Origin of the sequence: Acinetobacter sp. 226-1 (genome assembly GCF_030329325.1) — a bacterium.
Taxonomy (GTDB): Bacteria; Pseudomonadota; Gammaproteobacteria; order Pseudomonadales; family Moraxellaceae; genus Acinetobacter; species Acinetobacter sichuanensis.
The window spans coordinates 38121-62346 of record NZ_JACANU010000005.1; the positions used below are offsets into that span (position 1 = coordinate 38121).

Below are 24226 nucleotides of genomic sequence, written 5' to 3' on the forward strand. Positions count from 1 at the left end.
ATGGTACTATGAAGCTTTTTTGTTATAGCTTTGATTTCTATTCATTGAGAGTAGCTATGAGTTGCTCAATATAAAATTTGAAACTATTGATAAGAGCCACCTACCTTTATAGATAGGCGGCTCCTTAACTTTATCTTTTCTCAATATGGTAATTTTCATCAAAGAAGTATGAGTCTGAAATGTCTAGCCATGCATTTAGTTCATATTCAAATTCAAGCACCCGATTTTTAAACAACCTAATAACACGATTATTCTTAAAACTAAAATGCGAAGTTTCAGCTGGTAGCTCAGACCAATCTACTTCACCACACTCAGAGAACCAGTCTTCCCAAGCTATTTGAATTTCAGATATGTAAAACTCTTGCTTCTCTTTATTCCAAGAAAATGGATGCTCTGTTTGTAATTTTTTCACATGTTTTCTAATAAAAAACTTATTCTTTTTGTGGTGCTCAATAAATTCAGCAATCTGATTTTTAATAAATTGATATGGAACATCAATTTCACTATTAATACTTAAATCATATGCTTCAAGAATATCCATTGCACCAAAAGCACGTTGAGTTTTATTCCACTCTTTATAGTGACTGCTATAGTCAGAGTCAGCATGACCAATTGCTTCAGCAAAGTCTAAACGTCGTTCACCACGCTTCTTTAAATTCACATATCTTTTTAATGTGTTCCATGATTCATGCAAAGTAATTGTTTGAAGTTTAGGGATAGAAAAACCATCCTCAGCGTAACGAGTTGCAGCTTCATGCCGTAAATCATGAAAGCGAAGATCTTCAATTTCAAGTTGAGAACACGCTCTGGTGAAGTATGTTGAAATAGTTGCTGCATTCATTGGAATTAATAATTTTTCATCGCCACCTAATTCAAGCATTCGAGCGCGTGTTTCTTTATCTAAAAATTTATTAATTAAGTCGATAGCCTTAGGTTCAAAGTGGGCATATTTATGGTTTCCTTCAGACCCATCTGGATGCTTAGCATCGCGCACGAGCCATTGTGTATTATGTTTATCATAATCAGAGAGTCTCAAAGAGCATATCTCATCTTCACGTCTACCTGAATAAATGGCAAACCATATGATTAAATGCATTGGAATGGATCTGCGTTTACGTTTCCATTTTTGATAAAAAAGTGTTGTGAGAGCTTGCAGTTCATCATTGGTGGGTAATCGATCTCGTACTTTAGATTTAGTTACAATCCGTGATTTACGTAAGCCAATTAAAGATTTATCAAACTCAGAAATAACATTCTCAATTTGCTCACCCCAAACATATTCAGCGTGAACCAAAACGGCTTTAATATGACTCATATCTTTTAAAGCGGTAGATGGAGCAACACCATCAATTCCTTTTAAAGGGTCTCCCTTGCGTCTAGAAATTGCATGATCCGCAAAATCCTGACGTGTTAATGAATAAATATTCTTCTCTGCAATCTCCATGTTAGATATATAGTTTAATGCTCCTGTTTTTGTACGAGCAAAATTATCTGCCTCGCTTAAATACCTTTTAATGAAATCAGCCAATGTTGCTTGCTTGACTTCAGCAACAGGGTTAAGAATTTTATCTGGATTCAATTCTATTTCAGCTTCAGTGCGTTTAATCCACTCATCAGCTAAAGATTTTTTACTAAAAGTTTTGGATGCTTTGAAATCAGGGTAGCCTTCTTTTTTTATGCGAACTTGAGCACGATAGCGTATAGTGCCATCCAATAGTTGACGTTTAGTGACTGTACCCATTAAATTGCACCCTGAGATTTCTACGGTGCAATCAGGGTGCAACAACAGGGTGCTAGAAGTCAATAAGAGTCGATTCAAAGAAGTTAAACGAGGTTAAAGAAATTGAGTCAAAACAATGTAGTTAAAGAATTGTTTGATAAACCAATAAGTAAGAAACTTTGGGTCGCACCTATGGCAGGAGTCACAGACCGTCCCTTTAGGACTCTTTGTAAATACTTTGGTGCAGGTCATGCCGTCAGTGAAATGATGACATCTGATCAAACTTTACGTATGACCAAAAAAAGTCTGTATCGTGCTAATTTTGATGGTGAATTGGCGCCGATTTCAGCACAAATTGCAGGTTCAGAACCTGAGCAACTTGCTGAAGCTGCACGTTATCAAGTGTCAAATGGTGCCCAAATTGTTGATATTAATATGGGATGCCCAGCTAAAAAAGTGTGTAATAAACTGGCAGGGTCAGCTTTACTCAAAGATGAAGATTTAGTTGCTCGTATTTTAGATGCTGTTGTGGCTGCGGTAGATGTTCCTGTGACTTTAAAGACCCGTTTAGGTTTTTTAAATGGTCATGAAAATATTATGCGAGTTGCCAAACGAGCTGAAGAAGCAGGCATCGCAGCATTAGCACTACATGGGCGTACGCGTGAAGATATGTATTTAAATACAGCACGTTATAGCTTAATCAAAGAAGTGAAAAGTATGCTGTCTATTCCTGTTATTGCAAATGGCGATATTGATAGCCCTGAAAAAGCCAAATATGTTTTGGATTATACAGGAGCCGATGCGGTCATGATTGGTCGAGCTGCGCAAGGTCGTCCTTGGATTTTTCGTGAAATTGCACATTATTTAGAAACGGGCGAACATTTAGCTGCACCAGATATTCAGGAAGTAAAAGAAGTATTACTCGGGCATTTATCTGAGCTTTACCAATTTTATGGTGAATACTCAGGTTGTCGTATTGCTCGGAAACATATTGCTTGGTATACCAAGGGCTTGCGTTCAAGTAATGAATTTCGTCAAAATATGTATAAAGTTGAAAGTACCATTGAGCAAGCAAAAGTTGTTGAAAATTATTTTAATCACTTACTTGATCAAGGACAGATCATGAGTGATGTTCAAGTTGAAAATGTAAACTTACTTGAAATTAAATAATTTAGCTTTGCGTATAAAAAACCACGCTAAAAGCGTGGTTTTTTTAAGCAGTTAAATCTAATTGAAATTAGATTTTACCAACTAAGTCGATTGAAGGAGCAAGAGTTGCTTCGCCTTCTTTCCATTTAGCAGGACATACTTCACCTGGGTGAGCATGTACATACTGAGCTGCTTTAACTTTACGAAGAAGTTCAGATGCATCACGACCAATACCACCAGCATTGATTTCGATGATTTGGATTTTACCTTCTGGATCGATAACGAAAGTACCACGGTCAGCAAGACCTGCAGATTCGATTAATACTTCGAAGTTTTTAGCAAGTGTCCAAGTTGGATCACCAACCATTACGTATTGGATTTTTTTGATTTCTTCAGAAGAATCATGCCAAGCTTTATGAGTGAAGTGAGTGTCAGTAGAAACTGAGTAGATTTCAACGCCTAATTTTTGGAATTCAGCATAGTTGTCAGCAAGGTCACCTAATTCAGTTGGGCAAACGAAAGTGAAATCTGCTGGATAGAAGAAAACTACAGACCATTTACCTTTAAGATCAGCTTCTGTAACTTCGATGAATTGACCGTTTTGGAAAGCTTGTGCTTTAAATGGTTTAACTTCAGTATTAATTAAGCTCATCATTATCTCCATGATTGAAGTGAGTATCTAATTTAAAATTAGCATAAAGTATATTTCTTTATTGGGGAAATAGTATTTTTTTATGGTTAATATCGGAAAAAGCGAATTAACCAAACACGAAAACTATTTCTTCAAAAGATCATTTTGTTCATACAAGACAATTTTCAATATTGATTGATACATTAAAAATATGTTAATTGAATGACAAAACAATCCAATCAAATACACAAACAAGATGCAGTCAGTGACAGTGCTTTTCAAGGGTATTGTTGCAAAAAAGAAATAAAAAATATTTTAGTGTATATATTTTATTCAGCTAAGATGCTCATGGCTTGGCATAAAATTGTATAAAATGATCATTGATCAAAGTATTCGCATTATTGCTGTGTTGGCTTTGCTGATTTCATCATTATCTCTGCTGGCAGGAGATAATGCATTTTGTCTATATGAATATATCGGTCAAAATACAGTCTGGTCACTTGATGAGTTAAATGGCGGTATCAGTAAAGATCCAAGTATATTTGGCATGTGTGCCATGACGGCATTGATTTTCTTGCTTCCCTTACTGTTGTCTTATCATCGGGGATGGTATGTGTTGTTTTTTGCCATACTGATCGTGCTGCAAATGATTTTCCTGAGTACCATGATCGATTCACCTTCGGTATTGGGCTTGGTTTATGACAGTATTGTGTATTGTCAAAATTATTGGCTCTTGCTGTGGGTGATTGGAGAATTGCTATTTTTTATTTTAAGTTTAGTATTTATTTTTCATGAATTTTAAAAATACAAAAATATTTGAAATCAATACTTATAAAATCATCATTTTAGTTTTCTTATTATTGGCAAGTTGTTGTATTTTTCAGATCGTCAAGACAGATTCAAACATCATGGGGGACGATGAAAATAATGGCTACTCATTATTATAAATTTATCGCAATTTTTATTTTAGTGCTTGCGTCCTTAAGTACCTTTGTTGCATTTGCCCATGATAACGCTTTTTGTGTAACAGGTTATGGTGCGGAAGGCGTGACTTATTTTAATCAACTGAATGGCTTTACATCGGATGAGCCTTTGCTTTTTGTTTTTGCAGGAATCATCGGAATATTTTTTGCTGTTTTTCTTGGTTTTACTCGAACTAAAATTTGGTTTTTGCTCATCAATGTTTTCCTGCTTTTGTGCCTTGTAATTCCGATGAATATGTTTTCTACAGCACCTTTTTATCAAGTCATCTATGACAGTATTTTTCTATGTAACCATTATATATTGTTGATCTCAGTTGTGATGTTTTATGTATATTGCGGGGTTGTCGTGCTGTATTTATTTAAATCTAAGCGTTGAAAATAGATTGATCTTTAATTCTATAAGCGCACAGCGTAAAATATACGGTTCAATTTTTAATATTTAGGAATGTGCATCTGTGCCAAATCAGTTTAATGTCGATCAATTGGTCATGGTTCGTGATCTTCATCGTTTAAATCGGCTTAAAAAAGGCAAAGAAGCCAACCCAGAAAAATTTCAAGAACTATTTGAAAAATCTAATCAACAAGTTAAAAAAAGATGTGCAAGTTTACCCACCATTAAACTGAATCAAGATCTGCCTGTCACACAATATGCAGATAAATTGATTGAAGCGATTCAAAATAATCAGATTATTATTGTGGCAGGGGAAACAGGTTCGGGTAAAACCACACAGCTTCCACAGATTGCCATGCTCGCAGGTCGTGGCTTGACGGGTATGATTGGTCATACCCAACCACGCCGTTTGGCTGCACGCAGTGTTTCACAACGTATTGCGGAAGAAGTGGGGCAAAAACTCGGTGAGTCGATTTCCTTCAAAGTTCGTTTTAATGAGCAAGGTTCCAATGATTCTATTGTTCGTTTGATGACGGATGGGATTTTGTTGGCTGAACTTTCCAATGACCGTTATTTAAATAAATATGACACGATTATTATCGATGAAGCGCATGAACGTTCACTGAATATTGACTTCATCATGGGCTATTTAAAAACCATTGTTAAAAAACGTCCTGATTTAAAAATTATCATTACCTCTGCAACTTTGGATGTAAATCGTTTTAGTCAGTACTTTAATGATGCACCAATTTTTGAAGTTGAAGGGCGCAGTTTTCCTGTAGAAGTCCGTTATCGTCCAATTTCAGAAATGACCATTGGTGGCAGTGATGACGATGACTTTGATGATTTTGAAGAAAATCTACCGCGTGCGGTGGTCAGTGCGGTAGAAGAATGTTTTCATGATGCGGAAAGTAAAGGGCATCCTGAACATGCGGATATTCTGATTTTTGCCAGTACCGAACAAGAAATTCGGGAATTACAGGAAACGTTGCATAAGTTTGGTCCAAAACATACCCAAGTTTTACCGTTATATGCACGATTGGCTTTGGCAGAACAACAAAAAATCTTTAATCCATCAGGTAGTGGACGACGCATTATTATTGCCACAAACGTTGCAGAAACAGCTTTAACTGTACCGAATATTCGCTATGTGATTGACAGTGGTTTTGCGCGTATGTCGCGTTATAACTATCGTTCACGGGTGCAGCGTTTACCGATTGAGGCGATTTCACAGGCAGCCGCAAATCAACGGAAAGGGCGTTGTGGTCGTATTGCACCGGGTGTTTGTATTCGTCTTTTTAGTGAAGAAGATTTTCAAAGTCGTCCTGAATTTACCGAACCTGAAATTAAGCGTACCAATTTGGCATCGGTGATTTTACAGATGCAAAGTTTAGGCTTAGGTTCGGTTGAGTCTTTTGATTTTATTGAGCCACCTGATCATCGTTTGGTGAATGATGGTCGTAAGTTGTTAATTGAGTTGGGTGCGTATAATGAACACAAGGACGATTTAACTAAAATCGGTCAGCAAATGGCGAAAATGCCAATCGACCCACGCCTTGCCCGTATGATTTTAGGCGGTGCGCATTTTGGTGTTTTAAATGAAGTCCTGATTATTGTCGCAGCCCTTGCAGTGCAAGATCCGCGTGAACGTCCTGCCGATAAGCAAATGCAAGCAGATCAGAAACATGCGTTGTTTAAAGAAGTGGATTCGGACTTTTTATTCTATATCAAACTATGGAATACCCTGACAGAAAACCGTGAAAATTTAACTGAAAATAAACGTCGTACTTTTGCCAAACAGCATTTTTTGAGTTGGTTGCGTTTACGTGAGTGGAAAAAAACCCATGAGCAATTACTTGATTTAGCTCAAGGTTTAAAACTGTCTTTTAATGACAAAAAAGCCAGTTATGAAAATCTGCATCGTGCATTACTGACAGGTCTATTGTCTTTTATTGCCAATAAAACGGATGAAAAAAATGTCTATATGGCAGTGCGTCAGCAAAAAGCCCGAATTTTCCCTGCATCTGTCTTGCATAAAACCAATACGCCGTGGGTGATGGCATTTGAAATGGTGGAAACCTCGCAGGTTTATTTGCGGACTTTGGCAAAAATTGAACCTGAATGGATTTTATTGGCTGCACCAAATTTATTGAAACATCATTATTTTGAGCCGCATTGGGCGAAAAAACCGGGTGTAGTCAATGCTTATGATCAAATTTCACTGTTTGGTTTAATTATTGAGCCAAAACGTGCCACCAACTATGAAAAAGTAGATCAGCCTGCGGCACATGAAATTTTCCTACGTGATGCTTTGACCACAGGAAATTTAGGCACAACACCGCCATTTTTAAAGCACAATTTATTAAAACTCGAAGAAGTTGAACGCGTTGAAGATAAGTTACGTCGTCGTGATTTGGTGGTGGATGAAGAAACCATTTACCAGTTTTATGCATCCAAAGTACCTGCGGAAATTGCCAGTCGTCGTAGTTTTGAAGATTGGCGAGCAACGATTGAGCCGAAAAATCCACGTTATTTGTTTGTGGATGATGATGACTTGTGGATGAATGATCGTCCAACCACGCAACAATTCCCAGACTATTTACACAATGGTCAATTGCGTTTGGCAGCGACCTATCGTTTTGACCCAAGTCATGATGAAGATGGCGCAACGGTTAAAATTCCTGTACAAGCCCTGCCACAAGTGGATGAAAATATTTGGTCGTGGGGAATTCCCGGTTGGCGTTCAGATTTGATTGAAGCCCTATTAAAAGCTTTGCCTAAAGATAAACGCCGTAATCTTGTACCAATCCCTGATACTGCCAATAAATTGATGAAAGCGGTGGATGCACAGCATTTACGTGAACATATTTTCGACTTTTTAGCATTTCAATTGCGTGGCGAGCAAATTACCGCCAAAGATTTTTCGTTTGAACGTATTGATCAATATCTGATTCCTTTGATTAAAGTGATTGATGAAAAAGGTAAATTGATTGAAAAAGGACGTGATCTTGACGAGTTAAAAGCACGTTGCCGTACAGAAACACATAGCCCTGTCAAACAACTGAAAGGTGAGTTTAAAACGTTCCCTGAACAGTTTGTGTTTGAAGCCTCGCAAAAAGTCACAGGCGTGGTGGTGAAACAATATCAGGCGCTTGTGGCAACCAAAGCATTTGCGCAGTTGGATGCAAAAGATGAATCGGGTGTGGTGATTCAAACCTTCAATGATCAGGATGAAGCGATTAAGCAACACCGTGAAGGGGTGATTCGACTGATTCATTTGCAATTGGGCGATTTGATCCGTCAGTTGAAAAAGCAAATCTCTAAACCTTTGGCGCTGGCTTATTCGCCATTGGGTGATCGCACTCAGCTTGAACAAATGCTGGTTTATGCAACCTTACAAATGAGCATTGAAAAGTTACCCATTAATGCAGAAGAATTTGCGACATTAACAGCAGATGTGAAAAAGTCATTTTTAAGTCATGGTCAGGAAGCCTTGAAACTGATCAGTGATATTTATATTCAATGGCAACAGATTCGTCAGCAATTGCTTGTGTTGGATCAAAATGTATTTGGCAAAAATATGGATGATATCGAAGATCAGCTTGATTTGATGAATCTGGCGAATTTTGTCTATACAAAATCGGCTGATGTTTGGCAAGAATATCCACGTTATTTAAAAGCATTGTTATTGCGTTTGGATCGTTTGCCGAATAATCTAAGTCGAGATGATGCTGCAATTAAAGACGTTGATCCGTGGATGGATAAATTGTTTAAGTTTAAACAGGATCCACGTGTCAAAGATGTGTATTTTATGGTGGAAGAGTTACGGATTTCCTTGTTCTCTCAACCGATGAAAACCAAGATGCCAATTTCAGCAACCCGTATACAAAAAGTATGGGAAAAGCTCGGAATCAGTTAGAATAGAAATAATTTGAAATATTTGTGAATTCAGAAAAGGAGTTTTCCATGGGCATCCGCATTACAGGAACAGGCTTATATCATCCTGAAGAAGTGATTACCAATGAAGAGTTGGTGGATTGTTTAAATGCTTATGTGGAACAATTTAACAGTGTCAATGCTGAAAAAATTGAAGCCGGTGAAGTGACTGCACGTCGTGGTTCGAGTGCAGATTTTATTGAAAAAGCTTCAGGTGTGAAACGCCGTTATGTGATTGAAAAATCAGGTGTGTTGGACATTAATCGTTTACGTCCACGCCTGGAAGAACGCTCAGATGAAGAGCTTTCTATTCAGGCTGAGTGGGGCGTAATGGCTGCGAAGCAAGCAATGGAAAATGCAGATGTAACTGCTGAAGATATCGATGTGGTGATTTTGGCATGTTCAAATTTACAACGTGCCTATCCTGCGGTTGCGATTGAAATCCAAACCGCGCTTGGCATTCAAGGCTATGCTTATGATATGAACGTTGCATGTTCGGCTGCAACTTTTGGTTTAAAACAAGCCTATGATGCAGTGAAAACAGGTGCACGTCGTGTGTTGTTGGTGAATGTGGAAATTACTTCAGGTCATACTGACTATCGTTCACGTGATTGTCACTTTATTTTTGGTGATGTGGCAACAGCTTCGATCATTGAAGAAACAGACAGCAAAACAGGTTTTGAAATTGTGGATACACACTTATTCACGCAATTTTCAAACAATATCCGCAATAACTTTGGTTTCTTAAATGGTTCAGAACTGACATCTCGTGATGATAAACAATTCCGTCAGGATGGGCGTAAAGTCTTTAAAGAAGTGTGTCCATTGGTTGCGAAAATCATTTCTACGCAATTGGAAAAGAACAGCATTCAGCCTGAAAATGTAAAACGTTTCTGGTTGCATCAAGCCAATGCCAATATGAATGAATTGATTTTAAAACTGATTGTGGGTAAACAAGTGGCGGAAGCTGACCCTGATTTAGTGCCAATTATTTTGGATGAGTTTGCCAATACATCCTCTGCGGGTGTGATCATTGCGTTGCATCGCACTGCAGATCAGGTCAATGATGGTGAATATGGCGTACTGTGTTCATTTGGTGCGGGTTATTCGGTGGGTTCGATTCTTGTGCAAAAGCATGTGGTTTGATGACTGAAAATATGAGTAAAAACAATGAACAATGTGATCTCTTGGATGATTTGTTTTTAAAAATAATCCCTCCCCTTGCGTAGCAAAACTACTTACCTTTAAAAAAGGGAGGGGTATCACTTAACTAAGTCTGAGTGGATACGCAAAATTCCCCTCTTTTTAAAAGAGGGGTTAGGGGAGATTAAATGATTTATCTAAAAATAAGTTTTTGTAGGGATACAGTATGGTAAAAAAACAATTAGAAATTAAACATAATTCCAAATTATTACGTGCAATCAGTGCATTGCAACGTTTTTATTTTCGTCCCACTTTTTTAGGGGCTGAACATCTCAATCCTCAAAAACCTGCCATGTATGTGGGAAACCATACTATTTATGGTGTGCTGGATTCTCCGATTCTCATCGACTATTTATATAATGAACATAAAATTGCCATTGTCAGTTTGGCAGATCATATGCACTTTCATATTCCTGTCTGGAAAGAAGTGGTGAAACGTGTCGGTGGTGTCGATGGCGTGCAAGCATATGCCAAACAAGCCATGCAACAAGGCTATTCCATTTTGGTTTTTCCGGGTGGAGGTCGTGAAGTCATTAAACGAAAGGGTGAAGCTTATCAACTGATTTGGAAGCAACGTTATGGCTTTTTAAAACTGGCACAGGAATTTGGCTATGACATTGCGCCATTTGTGGCTTTGGGTGGAGATGAAGTCTTTGAGCTGGGTTTTGATGTCAATATGCTGTTAAAGCAAAAATGGTTTAATAAAATTTTATCCAATCCAAAAATAGGTTCGTTTTTGAGAAATGGCGAGGTGATTCCTTCGATTCCAAAGCATATTATCCCCAAAAGAATTCCATTTTATTTCAAGTTTATGCCACGTTTAAGTATTGATCAGATTGAAAACATGGAGGATATGATTCAGTTTCGTGATGATTTACAGCAATTGATTTATGCTGAAATTGAAGCTTTAAAAGTGTATCGAGAAAGTGATTGTAAATAAATAATCAAAATTTTCTCTATTGATAATACTTCCATTTACATCAATGTCAGCTAATCTAGTCTCTATCAAAATAAATTAAAATGATGAAATCATGTATACAGCTTCATGTCTTTGTGGCGGAATTCAACTTAAAATTAATACAGAAATTCCTCAAGTGTTTGTTTGCCATTGTGGGCAATGTCAAAAAGCACAAGGTTCAGCTTTTGTTGCCATTGCACCCATTGAAACTAAATACTTAGAAATTTTACAGGGGCAAGCATTATTTTCAGAATATTTTGCAACTGCGAATAAGAAGCGCGTGTTCTGTAAAGCATGTGGTTCCCCTTTATTTAGTGCGCGTTTAGATTTACCAGAAGTGATTCGTTTAAGAGTCGGAATCATCAATGAACCATTGAGTGCACATATTGCATCACATGCTTTTATCGACTATAAAGCAGCATGGTTTGAGATTTTAGGTGATGCTAAAAAATTCCACGAAGGGCTCAATTAAAAACGAAAATATAGCGATATTTTAGTGTAATTTTATTTGTTTTTAACGAGAAAATAACGCATTCCATATTTATATAAGTTTAAGGAAAATAACAAAACTTAAATAATTTGCCGAATTTTTCGGCGCATACTGATCCATGTAATAAAAAGTCACATAACAAATAAAATTTCATGTGAGGAGTATTGAAATGGATCTGATTTCATTATTGAAAGAAAGAGTGACCCCCATAGTACTAAAAGGTGAATCGACGTATTTAACAGAGAAAAGTACAGCATTGGCTGAGTTTTTCCCTTTTCTTTTAACTGTATTAAAGGCGAAGCCCAGTTTAATCTCGTTGTTTCAAAATAATTTAAATCCAAGATTAGATGATTTATTTAATACACATAGCACTTTGAAGGAACAGTATTTAGATAGTGTTAGTCAACATGTGCCTCATGGTGAAATTGAAAATGTTTTAAATCGGTCAATTCCAGCGACCTTAAATGTATTAGAAGATAAAGCAGGCTCTCATGACCCTGCTGTAATACAGCATTTTTTAGAACAAAATTATGATGCAATTTCTGCAGGCTTAGCTCCTTGGGCGCGAGGGATTTTAGCCGCTTTAGGGCTAGGTACTTTAGCTGCAACAGCAAATACAACATCACAGACTGTTCCTCCTGTTACACCAACACCTGTTGTGGAGGAGAAGAAAAAATCAAATTTTTGGGCAGCCTTAATTGCTTTATTGATTCTATTGTTTTTGGCTTTTTGGCTACTGCGTAGTTGTAAGACAGAAGAGCCAACCCCCGTCACCAATAGCACAATGACAAGTCCTAGTCAGCAACCTGCATATTTCCAAATCTCAACAGACCAAGCAGGTGCATTAGTCACATGTCAGGCAAAGATTGGTGATGCAAATTATATTGATATTTTACAAAAAGAAGTCAAACAAATTTTTAGCCATCAAAATGGTTGTGGTGTAGATTCGAGTAATAATTTTAATGCAGCTCTCGTAGATCAGAATGCTTTAGTGAGTGTATTAAAATTGTTGAAAGGTGTACCAAATGTCAATTTGGTGTGGACAGGAAATCAAATCATTTTACAAGGTGCAGATACTGCGAGTTTAAAAGCGTTAGCAGATAAAATCACACCGTTGGTCAAAGATGTGCAAGTCGTTGTAGGTGAAGCAGCAAGTTTAGATGAGGGTGCAGCGGTGACAAGCAGCATTGACAAAGCGAAAGCAGCTTTGAGCAATATTGACCCAAATCAAGTTCGTCCCTTAGATATTGCGACTGCATTAAACTTACAGATCATTAACTTTGCGACAGCATCCGCTGAGATTCCTGATGTGAATAAGTCGGTATTAGACCAAGCCGCAGCGTTAATGAATAAAGTACCGAATGTACAATTGGTTGTAAAAGGCTATACCGACTCGACAGGAAATGCTGAAGCAAATAAAGCATTATCACAAAAACGAGCAAAATCGGTTGTAGATTATTTGGTTGCAAAAGGTGTAGACCCAAGTAAATTACAAGCACAAGGTTTTGGTCAAGACCAACCTGTCGCAGATAACGCAACCAAAGAAGGGCAATTTAAAAATCGCCGCATTGAGTTTGAAGTGATTAATACTGAAACAGGTACAGTGCGTGAAGTAGATAACAACGGGGTTGAAGAAAAAACGCAATAATCACCAATAGCATTAAAACGGGCGATTTAGGTCGCTCGTTTTTATTTGCTTTCATTTTAGATTATCTTGAAAATATGCAGCTAGAAATAAAGTCTAAAATTGAGAAATTGACATGATGCGTATAAGTTTTATTGGTTCGGGTCGAGTTGCAACCCATTTAGCACAGGCTTTTGCTCGGCAGTATCAAATCGTACAAATTTTTAGTACTCATTTTGAAAATGCACAAAAACTTGCCAGTCTTGTGCAGGCAGAAGCAATCCATCATCTTCAAGATTTTCAAGATAATATAGACTTATGTGTTATTGCTGTAAGTGATCAAGCTATTGCGCAGGTGATACAGCAGCTCAAACCTTATTTAAAAAATACACTGGTTGCGCATAGTTCTGGAAGTACACATTTAAAAGTATTGGCTGACCATTATGAGAATGTAGGCGTATTTTATCCTTTACAGACCTTTAGTTTTGATCGTGAAATTGACTGGGAAAATACCCCTTTATTTATTGAAGCACAGTCCGCAGCGAGTCAACAAAAACTAGAAACAATTGCAAATAGCCTAAGTAATAGGGTTTATCTCTATTCTTCAGAGCAGCGTTTGAGTTTACATTTAGCTGCTGTATTTGCCTGTAATTTTAGTAATGCATGTTATGACATGGCAAAACAAGTTCTTGATGCTCAACAAGTAGATTTTAGTTTATTGTCTCCTTTGATTTTAGAAACCGCTCAAAAAGCGGTTCAAAATGAACCTAGATTGATGCAAACAGGTCCTGCGATGCGTGGAGACCATGTAATTTTGAATATGCATCAAGAAATGTTAGCTGCTTCACAACAACCTCATTTGACTGATATTTACCGCATGTTAAGTGAGCAGATTATCAGTCGACAAAAAATAGAATAGTCTTAAGCTATATTTAGCTTGCAAAGAAAATATGTTCATTTTATAGTCACTTTATTCTCTAAATAAAAACTTATAAAAATGAATGATCAACAATATTTATTAAAAGTCGTGCAATGGAAAGATTTAGTACATTTACAAACAAGAGATGTTATTTCTGAATTATTGATTTCAATACCTTGGTTATGTGCATCTTTGGCTTTTGCGTATTTGGCTTGGTATCCATTGGCATTATTTTGTTCGTTTATGTTTTTTTTAACAGGCTTACGTCAAGTGCATAATGCTTTTCATTTTGCACTTGGAATAAGCCGAGAAAAAACACATTGGGTCATGTGGGTATTAAGCATTCTCATGTTAGGTTCAATGCATGCTGTACAAATTAATCATTTACGACACCACCAATTTTGTATGCAAGATGAAGATGTTGAAGCGAAAAGTGCCCGTATGAAATGGTGGCAAGCCTTATTATTTGGTCCATTTTTTCCACTCATGTTGCATCAAAAAGCATTTAAAGTTGGCACAAAAACTCAGAAAAAATGGATGTTTGCAGAGTTGATTGCAAATGTATTATTTCTGATTTTAGTTTTTGCAATTTTAGATTTTACTTTTTTAAAATATCATGTATTGGCAATGCTAATAGGACAATGTATGACGGCATTTTTTGCAGTTTGGACAGTCCATCATGATACTGAAGATCATATTTATATGGCACGTACTGTGAGAAATGAGTTTAAGCGAGTCGTGACTTATAATATGTTTTATCATGTAGAGCATCATTTATTTCCTGCTGTACCCACTCGGCATTTACATGTGTTGGCAAAGCGTTTAGATGCTTATGATCCAAATGTGGAAATTAGAGAAGTATTTTAGTCGCTCTAAAAATGAAAAAATAAGCATGATTTTTTAATATCAGCTTTTAAACTGATTCATGAAATCTGTCAGTTTTATGCAGATGACGGATTTTTAAATCATTCAAAAATTAAAAGCTAAACAAGATATTACAGTCTTTTTCAAGTAAATAAGCCAATCAATCAGAAAATAACGCTGAAGTTATTTAAAGTGAATAATGGCAGAAATAAATAGATCTAAAGCATTTTGAGTGTGTTGATTTAATTCAAATGAACAATTGATCCGAAGATGATGCGGTGCTTGTTCTGAACGATAAAATAAAGCCCCCGAAGCAATACCAATATTTTGTTGTAATAATGCATGATAAAGCATATTACTGTTGATTTGCTCAGGCAAAGTGATCCATAAAAAATAGCCCGATGGATAATAATGCACCTTACATGTTTCAGGTAATCTTTTACTGAGATATTGATAATACTGATTTTTTAAACGCTTTAAGGTGTTTCTTAAGGTTTTGAGATGCTTTTCATAATAACGATGTGACAAATAATCTGCCAAGGCACTTTGAATAAATGAATTGACGGAGAGCGTACTCATCAATTGCAAATGCTGAATACTTTCAGAAAATTTGCCTGCATAAACCCAACCAATACGAAAACCTGCGCCCAGTGTTTTAGAAAAAGAAGAACAATGCAAGACCAGATTTTGTTGATCAAAATACTTCATCGACAAGGGTTTTTTATGATCAAAATAGAGTTCTTCATACACATCATCTTCAATCAGATAAATCTGATGTTCCTGCAATAATTTTGCCAATTGTAATTTAATCTCATCACTGACCGTAAACCCAATCGGGTTGTGACTGTTGAGCATGAGTAAACAGACTTTAATTGGATAATTTGACACAGCATTTTTAAAAGCTTCAAGGTCGAGTCCATGTTCAGGGTGTTCAGGAATGGTGATGACCTTTAAACCCAGATGTTCTGTCGCCTGCCACGCCCCATAGAAAATAGTTTCTTGCAGTAAAATATAATCCCCAGGTTTGGTCAGGGTTTGTAAAGCCAGATTCAGCGCATCCAGACCACCAGACGTGATGACAATATCGGAAGGATCGGTGGGAATGCCTTGCATACAATAACGCTGTGCAATAAGTTTGCGTAGTTCCAGATTGCCTGGAGGCAAACTTGGCATTTGTTCATAGCTGAGTCGATGTCTTGCACGCTGTGCCAAAGTTTGCATGAGCTTGGAAGAATACAATAATTGGCTGTCTGGAAAAGCAATCCCAAAGGGCACAATCTGTTCCGACTGGATGGATTTTAAATAACGAAACACCGTTGAGTTAATTTCTATTTTTTCATTCAGAATCACTGTCTTGGCAATTTCCACACTGTCTGGATCTTCAGCAATAAAATAACCCAGTTTTTCTTTGGAATAAATCAGTCCCTGCGCCTCCAACTCTTGATAGGCATTCATGACTGTAATTAAGCTGAATCCTGATGTTTCCGCCTGTTGTCGCAAAGAAGGCAATTTTTCGTGAGCTTTCCATGCACCACTTTCAATCAAGTGCTTGAGACTGAGAGCAAGTTGTTCTGATTTGTACATAGGAAAGCACTCAAAAGATTGGACGGAAGATGAGGATGAAATTTTACATTTTAAATATTATAAAATATAACAGAATGAATTGTGCTGATGATGTTGTTATAGTTTTTTCCTGACTTTTTGTAGCTACACACTCTTAGACTTAGGATCTAAAATCTTTAAAGATAAAGGATGAAAGGGCAGAGGTGCTACGGTGTTTGTAACTGAAAAAATGAATGCAATTTCAATGCTGATTGAGCAGCAAGGCTTTTCAGAGCGGCTACACAAAAAACTCGAACAGCACTATGTCAATCTGGAAGCCACTTTATTACGTGCCAAAGTTTTACGTGAATTTTCCACCTCCAAAGTACATTATATTGCCCAATCTGCCATTCAAGAGCAACAGAGCAGTCTGGCTTTTTTATTTGCGCCCTTTATTTTGGCAAATCTGAATCAAAGTGTGATCTACCATAGCCCTGCAACGCCATCTGTACTCAATGTGTTGAACCGTTATTATCAGGCGGAACAAAAACAAAATTTGAAAATTGATGATGTATTGTCTGCTTTAAATCTATATCTGGATTTGGATGAAAATGAATTAGACGAAGTGGAATTTTTATATTTTTCCTTGCTCAAAGCTTTGTGCCGTGCCGATGTTACACAAATTTTCCTGATTACCGCATTGAAACTGGATATTGCCATCATTGCCGAAATTGAACAGTTTTTCAGGGTGGTCATCCATGTGATTAGCACTGATCCACAGGATAAAATCATCGCAGTTGATGATGTGAATATGCGCAAACTGTTATTTAAAAACAAGGATGATCAATATGTTGCCTTGTGTGGGAAATTTGCCACGCTCAATGCACAATTGTTATTGTGCTATGGCAGTTATAACCGTGCTCAGGCGACGCATTTGGTGGATGATATGTTCTATGCTGAACATATTTATGAAAAATTATCGGTATATGCCGAATATATGCAGACCCGTTTACAGCATCAAGCCAGTCTCAAACATGTCCAATTTCTCGCTTAAAGCGATTTTGGGCTTACCCTTGTCTCGGCGTTTAAGGTATCAGGATAATGTGCCATGCGTTTAGGCAGGCTTGGCAATATGGTCACTATTGCACGACAAATAACGGTCATTCTATTGGTTTGGGGGTTGAGTTTTATTTTACAAAAAATCCTGCATATTCCGATTGCATCCGGTGTGTTGGGTTTTTTTATCTTACTGTTATTATTGCATTTTAACGGACTGAAACTGACTCAGGTGGAACAGGGTGCAGATGTGTTACTGGCTGACTTGCTCCTGTTTTTTATTCCGCCTGTGGTCGGGATTCTTCAATATCAACAGTTGCTTTGGCACAGTGGCTGGAAAATTTTTGTGGTGATTTTTATCAGTACAGCGTTGGTGATGATGGCATCAATAGGAACAGTGCGACTGTTTTTGGATGAGGATGTCGAGGCATGACTGAGTTTTGGGGTATTTTTTATTTGGTGTGGACGGTTTTGTGCTATTTTTTTGCAAAAAAATGCTTTGTTCAAACCCAGAAAATTTATTTTTCACCCATTATTACGGTGCCTTTACTGAGCATGCTATTGATTGTGATCCTGCATCATGATTTTTCTGATTATTATGGATATACCCAATATCTGGTGGCGATGCTTGGACCCATTACCGTGGCTTTTGCCATTCCTGTGTACCGTTATCGGGAAATGATTCGACAGCATTTCAAAGTGCTGATTGTCAGTTCAGCGGTTGCCATGTTGGTGGGTATGTTGAGTAGTTGGGCATTGGCAAAAGCATTTGATTTTGATGATATTGTCACCAACAGTTTATTGGCGCGTTCCATTTCCATTCCATTTGCCTTGGTGTTAACAGAAAAATTGGGTGGATCCATCAGTTTAATTCCGTTATTTACCGTGATCACGGGCTTGGTCGGTCTGCTTTTTGGCGATATGTTATTGCTTTGGATGAATTTTAAAAATCGTATCGCACAAGGGGCAGCATTGGGCAATGCAGCGCATGCAATGGGCATTGCCAAAGCTCGTCAACGCCATACATTAGAAGGTGTAATTGCCAGTTTATCCATGATTATTTCAGGTATTTTGATGGTGTTATTTGCACCTTTTATTGTCAGAATTTGCCAATTTTTAATTTTTTAAAATGGTATTTTTGAAATTTTGTTAAATTATTGATAATAGGTGAACACTGGCAAAAAGCATCACAGAATGCTTAAAACTGTCTAATCAGGAAATTGACAAATAGGTCAGGTTTTGACAGATTGATTTGCAGTGCTATTTCGTGATTTAAAACATGCAACACAACAAAAAAAATGAAAACTTAAGTGATTTCGATCATTATCATCGCGTGACCATTTTAGGTGGTGGTTTTGCTGGTTTAGGTGCAGCCATTAAGCTCAAAGAAATGGGGATAGATGATTTTGTGCTATTAGAAAAAGCTTCAGAATTAGGTGGGGTATGGCGTGAAAATACTTATCCTGGTTGTGCTTGTGATGTTCCTTCAGCTTTATACTCTTATTCATTTGCACCAAATCCTGCTTGGAGTCGTGTCTTTGCCCCTCAAGCTGAAATCAAAGCGTATTTATTTGATGTTGCTGATCAATATAAAATTATGCCACATGTCAAACTGGAACATGAGGCATTACAAGCAACATGGTCAGATGAAGATGAGTGTTGGATTATTCAAACAAATCAAGGGGAGTTTCGCTCTCAATTTGCGATTATGGCATGTGGTCCAATGCATGAACCCGTGATTCCAAATATTAAAGGAATTACATCTTTTGACGGTGAAATTTTCCATTCATCTCGTTGGCGACACGATATTGATTTAACAGGAAAGCGTGTTGCTGTCATTGGTACAGGTGCATCAGCGATTCAATTTGTCCCACAGATTCAACCAGATGTAAAACAACTGACCATTTTTCAACGTACCGCACAATGGATTTTGCCAAAATCAGATATGCCATTACTTGCACCTGTACGAGCTATGTTTAAATTTTTACCCTTTACTCAGCAGCTTATGCGCGGCTCAGTGTATGGGATTTTTGAAAGCATAAATGGAGGAATTCAAAGTCCTGCGGCAATGACACAATTTCAAAAAATTGCTCAATGGCACTTAAACTTTCAAGTGAAAGATCCGATATTACGTAAAAAACTAACACCAAACTTTATTATGGGTTGTAAACGAATTTTGCAATCAAATCATTGGTATCCTGCATTAGCACAAAAAAATGTAAATGTTATTGCGGATGCACTAGCAGAAATCAAAGGTCGAACTTTGATTGCTGCAAATGGTGAACATTGTGAAGCTGATGTGATTATTTTGGGCACAGGTTTTGAAATTGCAGACCCACCTATAGCCAGTCGTGTCTATAACCGTTTTAATCAAAAAATGTCTGATGTTTGGCAGGGTAGCGCAGAAGGCTATATGGGAACGATGGTTGAAGGTTGCCCAAATGGTTTTTTAATGTTTGGACCAAATATTGCAGTCAGTTCTTCGGCATTTATTATTATTGAAGCTCAATTAACTTATATTATGGATGCAATTCGACAGGCGTTAAAATTAGGTATTCATACAATTGAACCGCATCCTGAAATTACTCGAAAATTTAATGAAGAGGTTCAAGCTGCATTACAAACAACAGTATGGAATAAAGGCGGATGTCAAAGCTATTTTATTGATAAAAATGGTAAAAATAGTACGGTTTGGCCTTGGACAACATTTAAATTAAAACAAAAAATGAAACACTTTGATTTAAGCGAATATCGAGTGAACTATAAACCTGAAAATGCTACAAAAGTCACTCAATAATCGGTTGATTCTGATAAATTTAGATGATATTGTTTTTTGTATTAACACATTAAGTTTTTCATGTGTTGATTTTATTTAGCTCAAAGTGAGTACTCCTCTTTGAGCTATTTTTTTGTCAAATGTTAAGAAAGCCCGATAATAATGGATAATAAACCTGCTGCGATGAGTGGACCAACAGGTACACCACGTAACAGAGCAACGCCAGTTACTGTACCAATCAATAAACCTGCAACAATATTTGGTTGATTACTCATCAATTTCACGCCACGTCCACCTAGCCATGCAACTAAGATCCCAATCGCAATTGCTAGCAAGGATTTCCAACTGAGGAAAGACTTTAAAATAGCATCTCCTGCGATTTTACCACTTGCTATAGGCGTGAGTACACCAATCGTTAAAATAATGATACCAATGTTTAACCCATGATTTTGAAGAAGATAAAAATATTCACTAAGAGGCGTGATACGAAAAACAATCAATACAGCAGCAGCAATCGTGACTGCACTATTATGACTAAAAATACCACATGCCAATAAAACTAAAAGTACGATTAAGTTTAAATCTAGATGTGACGCAAAATTCATCATGAAGGTAGGAGACTAGCATTTGAGGAAAGCTTGAATAGTATAACAATCTTAAATGGGGCATACAAAGATTGGCGATTCGGCTACAATCTTTAGGCTAGATTCATACGATGGTAGATCAGAATGTTGCTCGAAAAAATTTTACAATCTCAAGGCTTTGGAAGTCGTAAATATTGCCAACAACTCATTAAAAATGGTGCAGTAACAATTGAAGACCAAGTGATTGATGATTTAAAATTTAAAATATCAGAACAACAATTAAACTTTAAAGTTGATGGTAAAGCTTATCTTTATCGTGAACATGTATATTTAGCACTGAATAAACCAAAAAATTATGAATGTTCTCATCAGGCTACACATCACTTTAGTGTTTTTGACTTGGTGGATGACCTGTTATTGAATCGTGGAGTGCAATGTATTGGTCGTTTGGATCAGGATACAACAGGTCTGCTTTTATTGACCGATGATGGTAAGTTCTTACAAGCATTAACGCACCCTAAAAAACATGTACCTAAGGTGTATATTGTTGAAACAGCAGATGAAATTAGTGTGGAACAAATTGAAAAACTCACATCAGGTGTAGAGCTTCGAAATGAAAAAGGTATTTTTGCTGCAACAGATGTACAAAAAATATCAGAAAATAAATTATCATTAACGATTCATCAAGGTGTTTACCATCAAGTAAAACGTATGCTCGCTGCTGTAGGAAATAAGGTGATTACATTGCATAGACAGCAAGTGGGGTTATTAGATTTAGGGCAATTAGCACAAGGTGAGTTTATATTTTTAGATGAGCAGCAGATTCGGGCTGCAAAAAATTTAGATGAATTAATTGTCACGTTATAATTCATTGAATATATTTCAGCATATAGAAAAATAAAATTATAAATTTTGCTGTTTCATTGATTTTTATTTTAAAAAGCAATGATAGGTAGAAAATTCATCATCTCGAACAAATCCCATTTGCTCATATAGCTGATGGGATTGATAATTATTTTTTTGTGTTTCTAGGCTGATTCTTAAAGCATTTTCATGACGAGCAAATAAAATAGCAGTATCAATCAACTGTTTTGCTGAGCCTTGTCTGCGATAAATAGGCGTAACATAAACGTCATCCAAAATATAATAAGTTGAACAAGCTAAAGAGGAAAAACCTAGATAAAGTAAAACAAAACCTGTAATCACTTCATTTTTGATGTGAATAAAAATAACACTTTCTTTATTTTCAAAACGTTGCTTTAAAAAATTATAAGATTCTTGAAGGTTGGATGATGCACCATAAAACTGGCGATATTCATCAAATAAGACAGAAAGTTGTTTTAAATCTAGTTCAGTTGCACGTTTGACGATCATCCTGTTCTCTCTGTTGTTATCATTCTAAGAAATAATAACGAAAAAACGGGTTGCTCAACTCAGTAAATTGTTTGCAAATGCGACACTGTTAAGTTTTGTCACTTTTTTCATTTAAGATGGCATTGAGTTCTGCAAAAATGTCTTCTTCATCTAAAGTTGATTTTTGGGTGTTTTCTGTACGTTTTGTATTTTTTAGCTTTAATAATTGCTCCATGTCTATGTTTTGATTTTCAATAGTAAAAGGAATAGATTTGGTTAATACAACTTGTTTGAAAAATAAACGAACTGCCTGTGCAGGTGTGATCCCTAATTGTTTAAAAACAGCAAAAGCTTGCTTTTTTTCTTGTGAATCAAGACGTACTTGATAAACTTCGGTTTTTCGCATCAATTAACCAAAAAATAAGTGAAATTTGAAGCTTTCATTTTAATCAAACTAAATGTAAATTCAATAATTGCTACTCAAAAAACACAAAACGTCATTACGTTGTCATGCTAATGTCAGTTCTTTTTTTGAGATGAAGTACATTTTTTGTTGACTAATTGGATCAAAAAACGCCAATTCTTTAGCCAATAGCTGTAAGGGTTGACTAAAATCAGCATCATCTTTATGTGAAACTTCAGGATAAAATGGATCATTTTTTATAGGGATATTGAGATGATTTAAATGTACACGTAACTGGTGCTGCTTACCTGTTTCTGGCTTAAGTTGATACTTTGCCCATTTGAAATTATGTTCAATTAAATCAATTTCTGTAATTGAATTAACTTCACCTGTCACAACTTGCATGGTGTAAAAAGGATGCCCTTTTTCCATTCTTAACTGGACAGTTTGTGGAAACTTTAAATCAGCATTAAAGGGTGCAATGGCATGATAGAGCTTTTGTACTTGTCGTTCTGCAAAAAGTTGTTGATAAATACCGCGTGTATCAGGGCATTTGGAAAATAAAACAAGACCTGCTGTTTCTCGGTCTAGACGGTGAATTGGGGTTAGATTGGGGTTTTGGGTTTGTTTTTTAAGTCGAACAAGTAGTGTTTCTTGTAAGTACTTACCTGTCGGACTAATGGTTAAAAAATGTGGTTTATCTATCGCAATAAAATGTTCATTTTCAAATAAAATTTCTTCTTTAAAAGGAACAGTAATTTCGTGTGCTAAAAAACGATAATAATAAATATGCGTATTTTCAAGATACATGCTGTGAAGCGTCAAAATTTGACCTTGTTCATCAAAAATAAGTTGATCTTGAAAACGTTGTTGCCATTCTGTTGGGGTAATATGTGGGAATTTTTCACATAAAAAATCAAATAAAGAGTGAGGTCTATTTTCAAATTTGGGTAAATAAACTTGACTGGCATTCACACCATTTATCATGGGTGGAATAAAGGTTGAATGTAAAGTTTGCATCAAAAATAGAGATCCAACTGGGATAAAACAAGGTTAAGAATAAAATGCTTTTACACTTTTGTTGGTTAAATTCTACGGGATCGTGAATAGGTTTTAAATGGTTGCAGTGTTATTATAGTCACTTGTTTCTACCCTGTAGTGAGTAAAATGCAGTATTCAGTTCAACTAAGCTTAAACAATGAGCAAGACACACAAACACTAGCGCAAATATTGGCGCAGCATATTGCTCAAGGTGTAGTTTATTTGATTGGTGATTTAGGTGCAGGAAAAACAACATTAACACGCTATTGGCTACAAAAATTAGGTCATCAAGGGGCTGTTAAAAGTCCAACCTATACATTAGTTGAGCCTTACGAGATCAATGGTAAAAGCGTTTTTCATTTTGATTTATACCGTTTAAATGATCCTTATGAGCTTGAATTAATGGGTATTCGTGATTATTTAGATATCGAAAATGCATTATTTTTATTTGAATGGCCATCAAAAGGTGGTGAGGAAATCCCTCAAGCTGATGTTGTCTTAAATTTGTTAAAAACAGAAGATGAAGATGTACGTAAGCTCATCATTGAATTAAATGATGCGGTACTTTATGAACAGTTACAGGCAAAAGCCGTATAGGTCGTC

At 36.5% G+C, this 24226-nt stretch carries 23 protein-coding genes; 16 read left to right on the forward strand and 7 right to left on the reverse strand.

Going from position 1 to position 24226, the window contains the following annotated elements:
* Window positions 1–130: 130 nt before the first annotated feature.
* The gene (locus tag HX124_RS10210; RefSeq protein WP_286377419.1) at window positions 131–1741 is read right to left on the reverse strand and encodes a tyrosine-type recombinase/integrase; all 1611 of its coding nucleotides are present in this window, start codon (window positions 1739–1741) and stop codon (window positions 131–133) included.
* Window positions 1742–1870: 129 nt separating this feature from the next.
* Here HX124_RS10210 and dusB point away from each other — a divergent pair, with 129 nt between their 5' ends.
* Entirely contained in the window at window positions 1871–2890 is a 1020-nt protein-coding gene (gene dusB / locus HX124_RS10215; RefSeq protein ID WP_265935924.1) for a tRNA dihydrouridine synthase DusB, read from the forward strand.
* A 67-nt stretch (window positions 2891–2957) separates the two neighbouring features.
* On the opposite strand, the gene ahpC is transcribed toward dusB, so the two are convergent.
* Entirely contained in the window at window positions 2958–3521 is a 564-nt protein-coding gene (gene ahpC / locus HX124_RS10220; protein WP_068972746.1) for an alkyl hydroperoxide reductase subunit C, read from the reverse strand.
* 352 nt (window positions 3522–3873) lie between these two features.
* Here ahpC and HX124_RS10225 point away from each other — a divergent pair, with 352 nt between their 5' ends.
* From HX124_RS10225 to HX124_RS10265, 9 genes are all read left to right on the forward strand, one after another.
* Window positions 3874–4302: a hypothetical protein gene (locus HX124_RS10225; protein ID WP_286383422.1), complete on the forward strand. Its 429-nt coding sequence runs from the start codon at window positions 3874–3876 to the stop codon at window positions 4300–4302.
* A gap of 125 nt (window positions 4303–4427) precedes the next feature.
* On the forward strand, window positions 4428–4859 hold the full coding sequence (locus tag HX124_RS10230) for a hypothetical protein (protein WP_286383423.1): 432 nt from the start codon (window positions 4428–4430) through the stop codon (window positions 4857–4859).
* Window positions 4860–4938: 79 nt separating this feature from the next.
* Complete coding sequence (hrpA, locus tag HX124_RS10235; protein WP_286383424.1) at window positions 4939–8793, forward strand: ATP-dependent RNA helicase HrpA; 3855 nt, start codon at window positions 4939–4941, stop codon at window positions 8791–8793.
* Window positions 8794–8840: 47 nt separating this feature from the next.
* Complete coding sequence (locus tag HX124_RS10240; RefSeq protein WP_286383425.1) at window positions 8841–9956, forward strand: beta-ketoacyl-ACP synthase III; 1116 nt, start codon at window positions 8841–8843, stop codon at window positions 9954–9956.
* Window positions 9957–10179: 223 nt separating this feature from the next.
* Entirely contained in the window at window positions 10180–10953 is a 774-nt protein-coding gene (locus HX124_RS10245) for a lysophospholipid acyltransferase family protein (RefSeq protein ID WP_286383426.1), read from the forward strand.
* A 91-nt stretch (window positions 10954–11044) separates the two neighbouring features.
* Window positions 11045–11443 carry a GFA family protein gene (locus HX124_RS10250; RefSeq protein ID WP_286383427.1) on the forward strand — a complete coding sequence of 133 codons (399 nt, stop codon included), beginning with the start codon at window positions 11045–11047 and terminating at the stop codon, window positions 11441–11443.
* Window positions 11444–11624: 181 nt separating this feature from the next.
* Entirely contained in the window at window positions 11625–13109 is a 1485-nt protein-coding gene (locus HX124_RS10255; protein WP_502872822.1) for an OmpA family protein, read from the forward strand.
* Between the two features lie 115 nt (window positions 13110–13224).
* Window positions 13225–14004, forward strand: a complete 780-nt coding sequence (locus HX124_RS10260) for a Rossmann-like and DUF2520 domain-containing protein (RefSeq protein WP_286383471.1) — start codon at window positions 13225–13227, stop codon at window positions 14002–14004.
* A 78-nt stretch (window positions 14005–14082) separates the two neighbouring features.
* Window positions 14083–14871, forward strand: a complete 789-nt coding sequence (locus HX124_RS10265; protein ID WP_286383429.1) for a fatty acid desaturase family protein — start codon at window positions 14083–14085, stop codon at window positions 14869–14871.
* Window positions 14872–15051: 180 nt separating this feature from the next.
* On the opposite strand, the gene HX124_RS10270 is transcribed toward HX124_RS10265, so the two are convergent.
* Entirely contained in the window at window positions 15052–16452 is a 1401-nt protein-coding gene (locus HX124_RS10270) for an aminotransferase-like domain-containing protein (RefSeq protein WP_286383430.1), read from the reverse strand.
* A gap of 190 nt (window positions 16453–16642) precedes the next feature.
* On the opposite strand from HX124_RS10270, the gene HX124_RS10275 reads away from it, so the two are divergent.
* The 4 genes from HX124_RS10275 (at window position 16643) to HX124_RS10290 (ending at window position 20263) form a co-directional block, all read left to right on the forward strand.
* Entirely contained in the window at window positions 16643–17464 is an 822-nt protein-coding gene (locus HX124_RS10275) for a hypothetical protein (RefSeq protein WP_286383431.1), read from the forward strand.
* A 54-nt stretch (window positions 17465–17518) separates the two neighbouring features.
* Window positions 17519–17899 carry a CidA/LrgA family protein gene (locus HX124_RS10280; protein WP_286383432.1) on the forward strand — a complete coding sequence of 127 codons (381 nt, stop codon included), beginning with the start codon at window positions 17519–17521 and terminating at the stop codon, window positions 17897–17899.
* Window positions 17896–18594 carry an LrgB family protein gene (locus tag HX124_RS10285; protein WP_286383433.1) on the forward strand — a complete coding sequence of 233 codons (699 nt, stop codon included), beginning with the start codon at window positions 17896–17898 and terminating at the stop codon, window positions 18592–18594. The genes HX124_RS10280 and HX124_RS10285 overlap by 4 nt, the downstream gene beginning before the upstream one ends.
* A 151-nt stretch (window positions 18595–18745) precedes the next feature.
* Window positions 18746–20263, forward strand: a complete 1518-nt coding sequence (locus tag HX124_RS10290; protein ID WP_286383434.1) for a flavin-containing monooxygenase — start codon at window positions 18746–18748, stop codon at window positions 20261–20263.
* Window positions 20264–20385: 122 nt separating this feature from the next.
* On the opposite strand, the gene HX124_RS10295 is transcribed toward HX124_RS10290, so the two are convergent.
* Window positions 20386–20847 (reverse strand): DUF441 domain-containing protein, encoded by a 462-nt coding sequence (locus HX124_RS10295; protein WP_107008015.1) that lies wholly within the window; start codon window positions 20845–20847, stop codon window positions 20386–20388.
* Window positions 20848–20970: 123 nt separating this feature from the next.
* Here HX124_RS10295 and HX124_RS10300 point away from each other — a divergent pair, with 123 nt between their 5' ends.
* Window positions 20971–21693, forward strand: coding sequence for a pseudouridine synthase (locus tag HX124_RS10300; protein ID WP_286383435.1), 723 nt, complete (start codon window positions 20971–20973; stop codon window positions 21691–21693).
* 63 nt (window positions 21694–21756) lie between these two features.
* On the opposite strand, the gene HX124_RS10305 is transcribed toward HX124_RS10300, so the two are convergent.
* The 3 genes from HX124_RS10305 to HX124_RS10315 all read right to left on the reverse strand — a co-directional run bounded on the left by HX124_RS10305 (window position 21757) and on the right by HX124_RS10315 (window position 23602).
* Window positions 21757–22200 (reverse strand): GNAT family N-acetyltransferase, encoded by a 444-nt coding sequence (locus HX124_RS10305; RefSeq protein ID WP_286383436.1) that lies wholly within the window; start codon window positions 22198–22200, stop codon window positions 21757–21759.
* 88 nt (window positions 22201–22288) lie between these two features.
* A complete protein-coding gene (locus HX124_RS10310) occupies window positions 22289–22585 on the reverse strand; it encodes a type II toxin-antitoxin system RelB/DinJ family antitoxin (protein ID WP_286383437.1) in 297 nt (98 codons plus the stop codon).
* Between the two features lie 102 nt (window positions 22586–22687).
* A complete protein-coding gene (locus tag HX124_RS10315) occupies window positions 22688–23602 on the reverse strand; it encodes a pseudouridine synthase (protein WP_286383438.1) in 915 nt (304 codons plus the stop codon).
* A 147-nt stretch (window positions 23603–23749) separates the two neighbouring features.
* On the opposite strand from HX124_RS10315, the gene tsaE reads away from it, so the two are divergent.
* Window positions 23750–24220 (forward strand): tRNA (adenosine(37)-N6)-threonylcarbamoyltransferase complex ATPase subunit type 1 TsaE, encoded by a 471-nt coding sequence (gene tsaE, locus HX124_RS10320; RefSeq protein WP_107007993.1) that lies wholly within the window; start codon window positions 23750–23752, stop codon window positions 24218–24220.
* The last annotated feature ends 6 nt before the right edge of the window (window positions 24221–24226 follow it).

Excerpts from the sequence above, each read along its gene's own strand:
- HX124_RS10225 (WP_286383422.1), top strand. The coding sequence starts at position 3,874 with ATGATCATTGATCAAAGTATTCGCATTATTGCTGTGTTGGCTTTGCTG.
- HX124_RS10260 (WP_286383471.1), top strand. The coding sequence starts at position 13,225 with ATGCGTATAAGTTTTATTGGTTCGGGTCGAGTTGCAACCCATTTAGCA.
- HX124_RS10280 (WP_286383432.1), top strand. The coding sequence starts at position 17,519 with ATGCGTTTAGGCAGGCTTGGCAATATGGTCACTATTGCACGACAAATA.
- HX124_RS10240 (WP_286383425.1), top strand. The coding sequence starts at position 8,841 with ATGGGCATCCGCATTACAGGAACAGGCTTATATCATCCTGAAGAAGTG.
- HX124_RS10290 (WP_286383434.1), top strand. The coding sequence starts at position 18,746 with ATGCAACACAACAAAAAAAATGAAAACTTAAGTGATTTCGATCATTAT.
- ahpC (WP_068972746.1), bottom strand. The coding sequence starts at position 3,521 with ATGAGCTTAATTAATACTGAAGTTAAACCATTTAAAGCACAAGCTTTC.
- HX124_RS10305 (WP_286383436.1), bottom strand. The coding sequence starts at position 22,200 with ATGATCGTCAAACGTGCAACTGAACTAGATTTAAAACAACTTTCTGTC.
- HX124_RS10315 (WP_286383438.1), bottom strand. The coding sequence starts at position 23,602 with ATGCAAACTTTACATTCAACCTTTATTCCACCCATGATAAATGGTGTG.
- HX124_RS10230 (WP_286383423.1), top strand. The coding sequence starts at position 4,428 with ATGGCTACTCATTATTATAAATTTATCGCAATTTTTATTTTAGTGCTT.
- HX124_RS10265 (WP_286383429.1), top strand. The coding sequence starts at position 14,083 with ATGAATGATCAACAATATTTATTAAAAGTCGTGCAATGGAAAGATTTA.
- HX124_RS10245 (WP_286383426.1), top strand. The coding sequence starts at position 10,180 with ATGGTAAAAAAACAATTAGAAATTAAACATAATTCCAAATTATTACGT.
- HX124_RS10285 (WP_286383433.1), top strand. The coding sequence starts at position 17,896 with ATGACTGAGTTTTGGGGTATTTTTTATTTGGTGTGGACGGTTTTGTGC.
- HX124_RS10250 (WP_286383427.1), top strand. The coding sequence starts at position 11,045 with ATGTATACAGCTTCATGTCTTTGTGGCGGAATTCAACTTAAAATTAAT.
- HX124_RS10270 (WP_286383430.1), bottom strand. The coding sequence starts at position 16,452 with ATGTACAAATCAGAACAACTTGCTCTCAGTCTCAAGCACTTGATTGAA.
- HX124_RS10210 (WP_286377419.1), bottom strand. The coding sequence starts at position 1,741 with ATGGGTACAGTCACTAAACGTCAACTATTGGATGGCACTATACGCTAT.
- HX124_RS10295 (WP_107008015.1), bottom strand. The coding sequence starts at position 20,847 with ATGAATTTTGCGTCACATCTAGATTTAAACTTAATCGTACTTTTAGTT.
- HX124_RS10300 (WP_286383435.1), top strand. The coding sequence starts at position 20,971 with ATGTTGCTCGAAAAAATTTTACAATCTCAAGGCTTTGGAAGTCGTAAA.
- HX124_RS10310 (WP_286383437.1), bottom strand. The coding sequence starts at position 22,585 with ATGCGAAAAACCGAAGTTTATCAAGTACGTCTTGATTCACAAGAAAAA.
- tsaE (WP_107007993.1), top strand. The coding sequence starts at position 23,750 with ATGCAGTATTCAGTTCAACTAAGCTTAAACAATGAGCAAGACACACAA.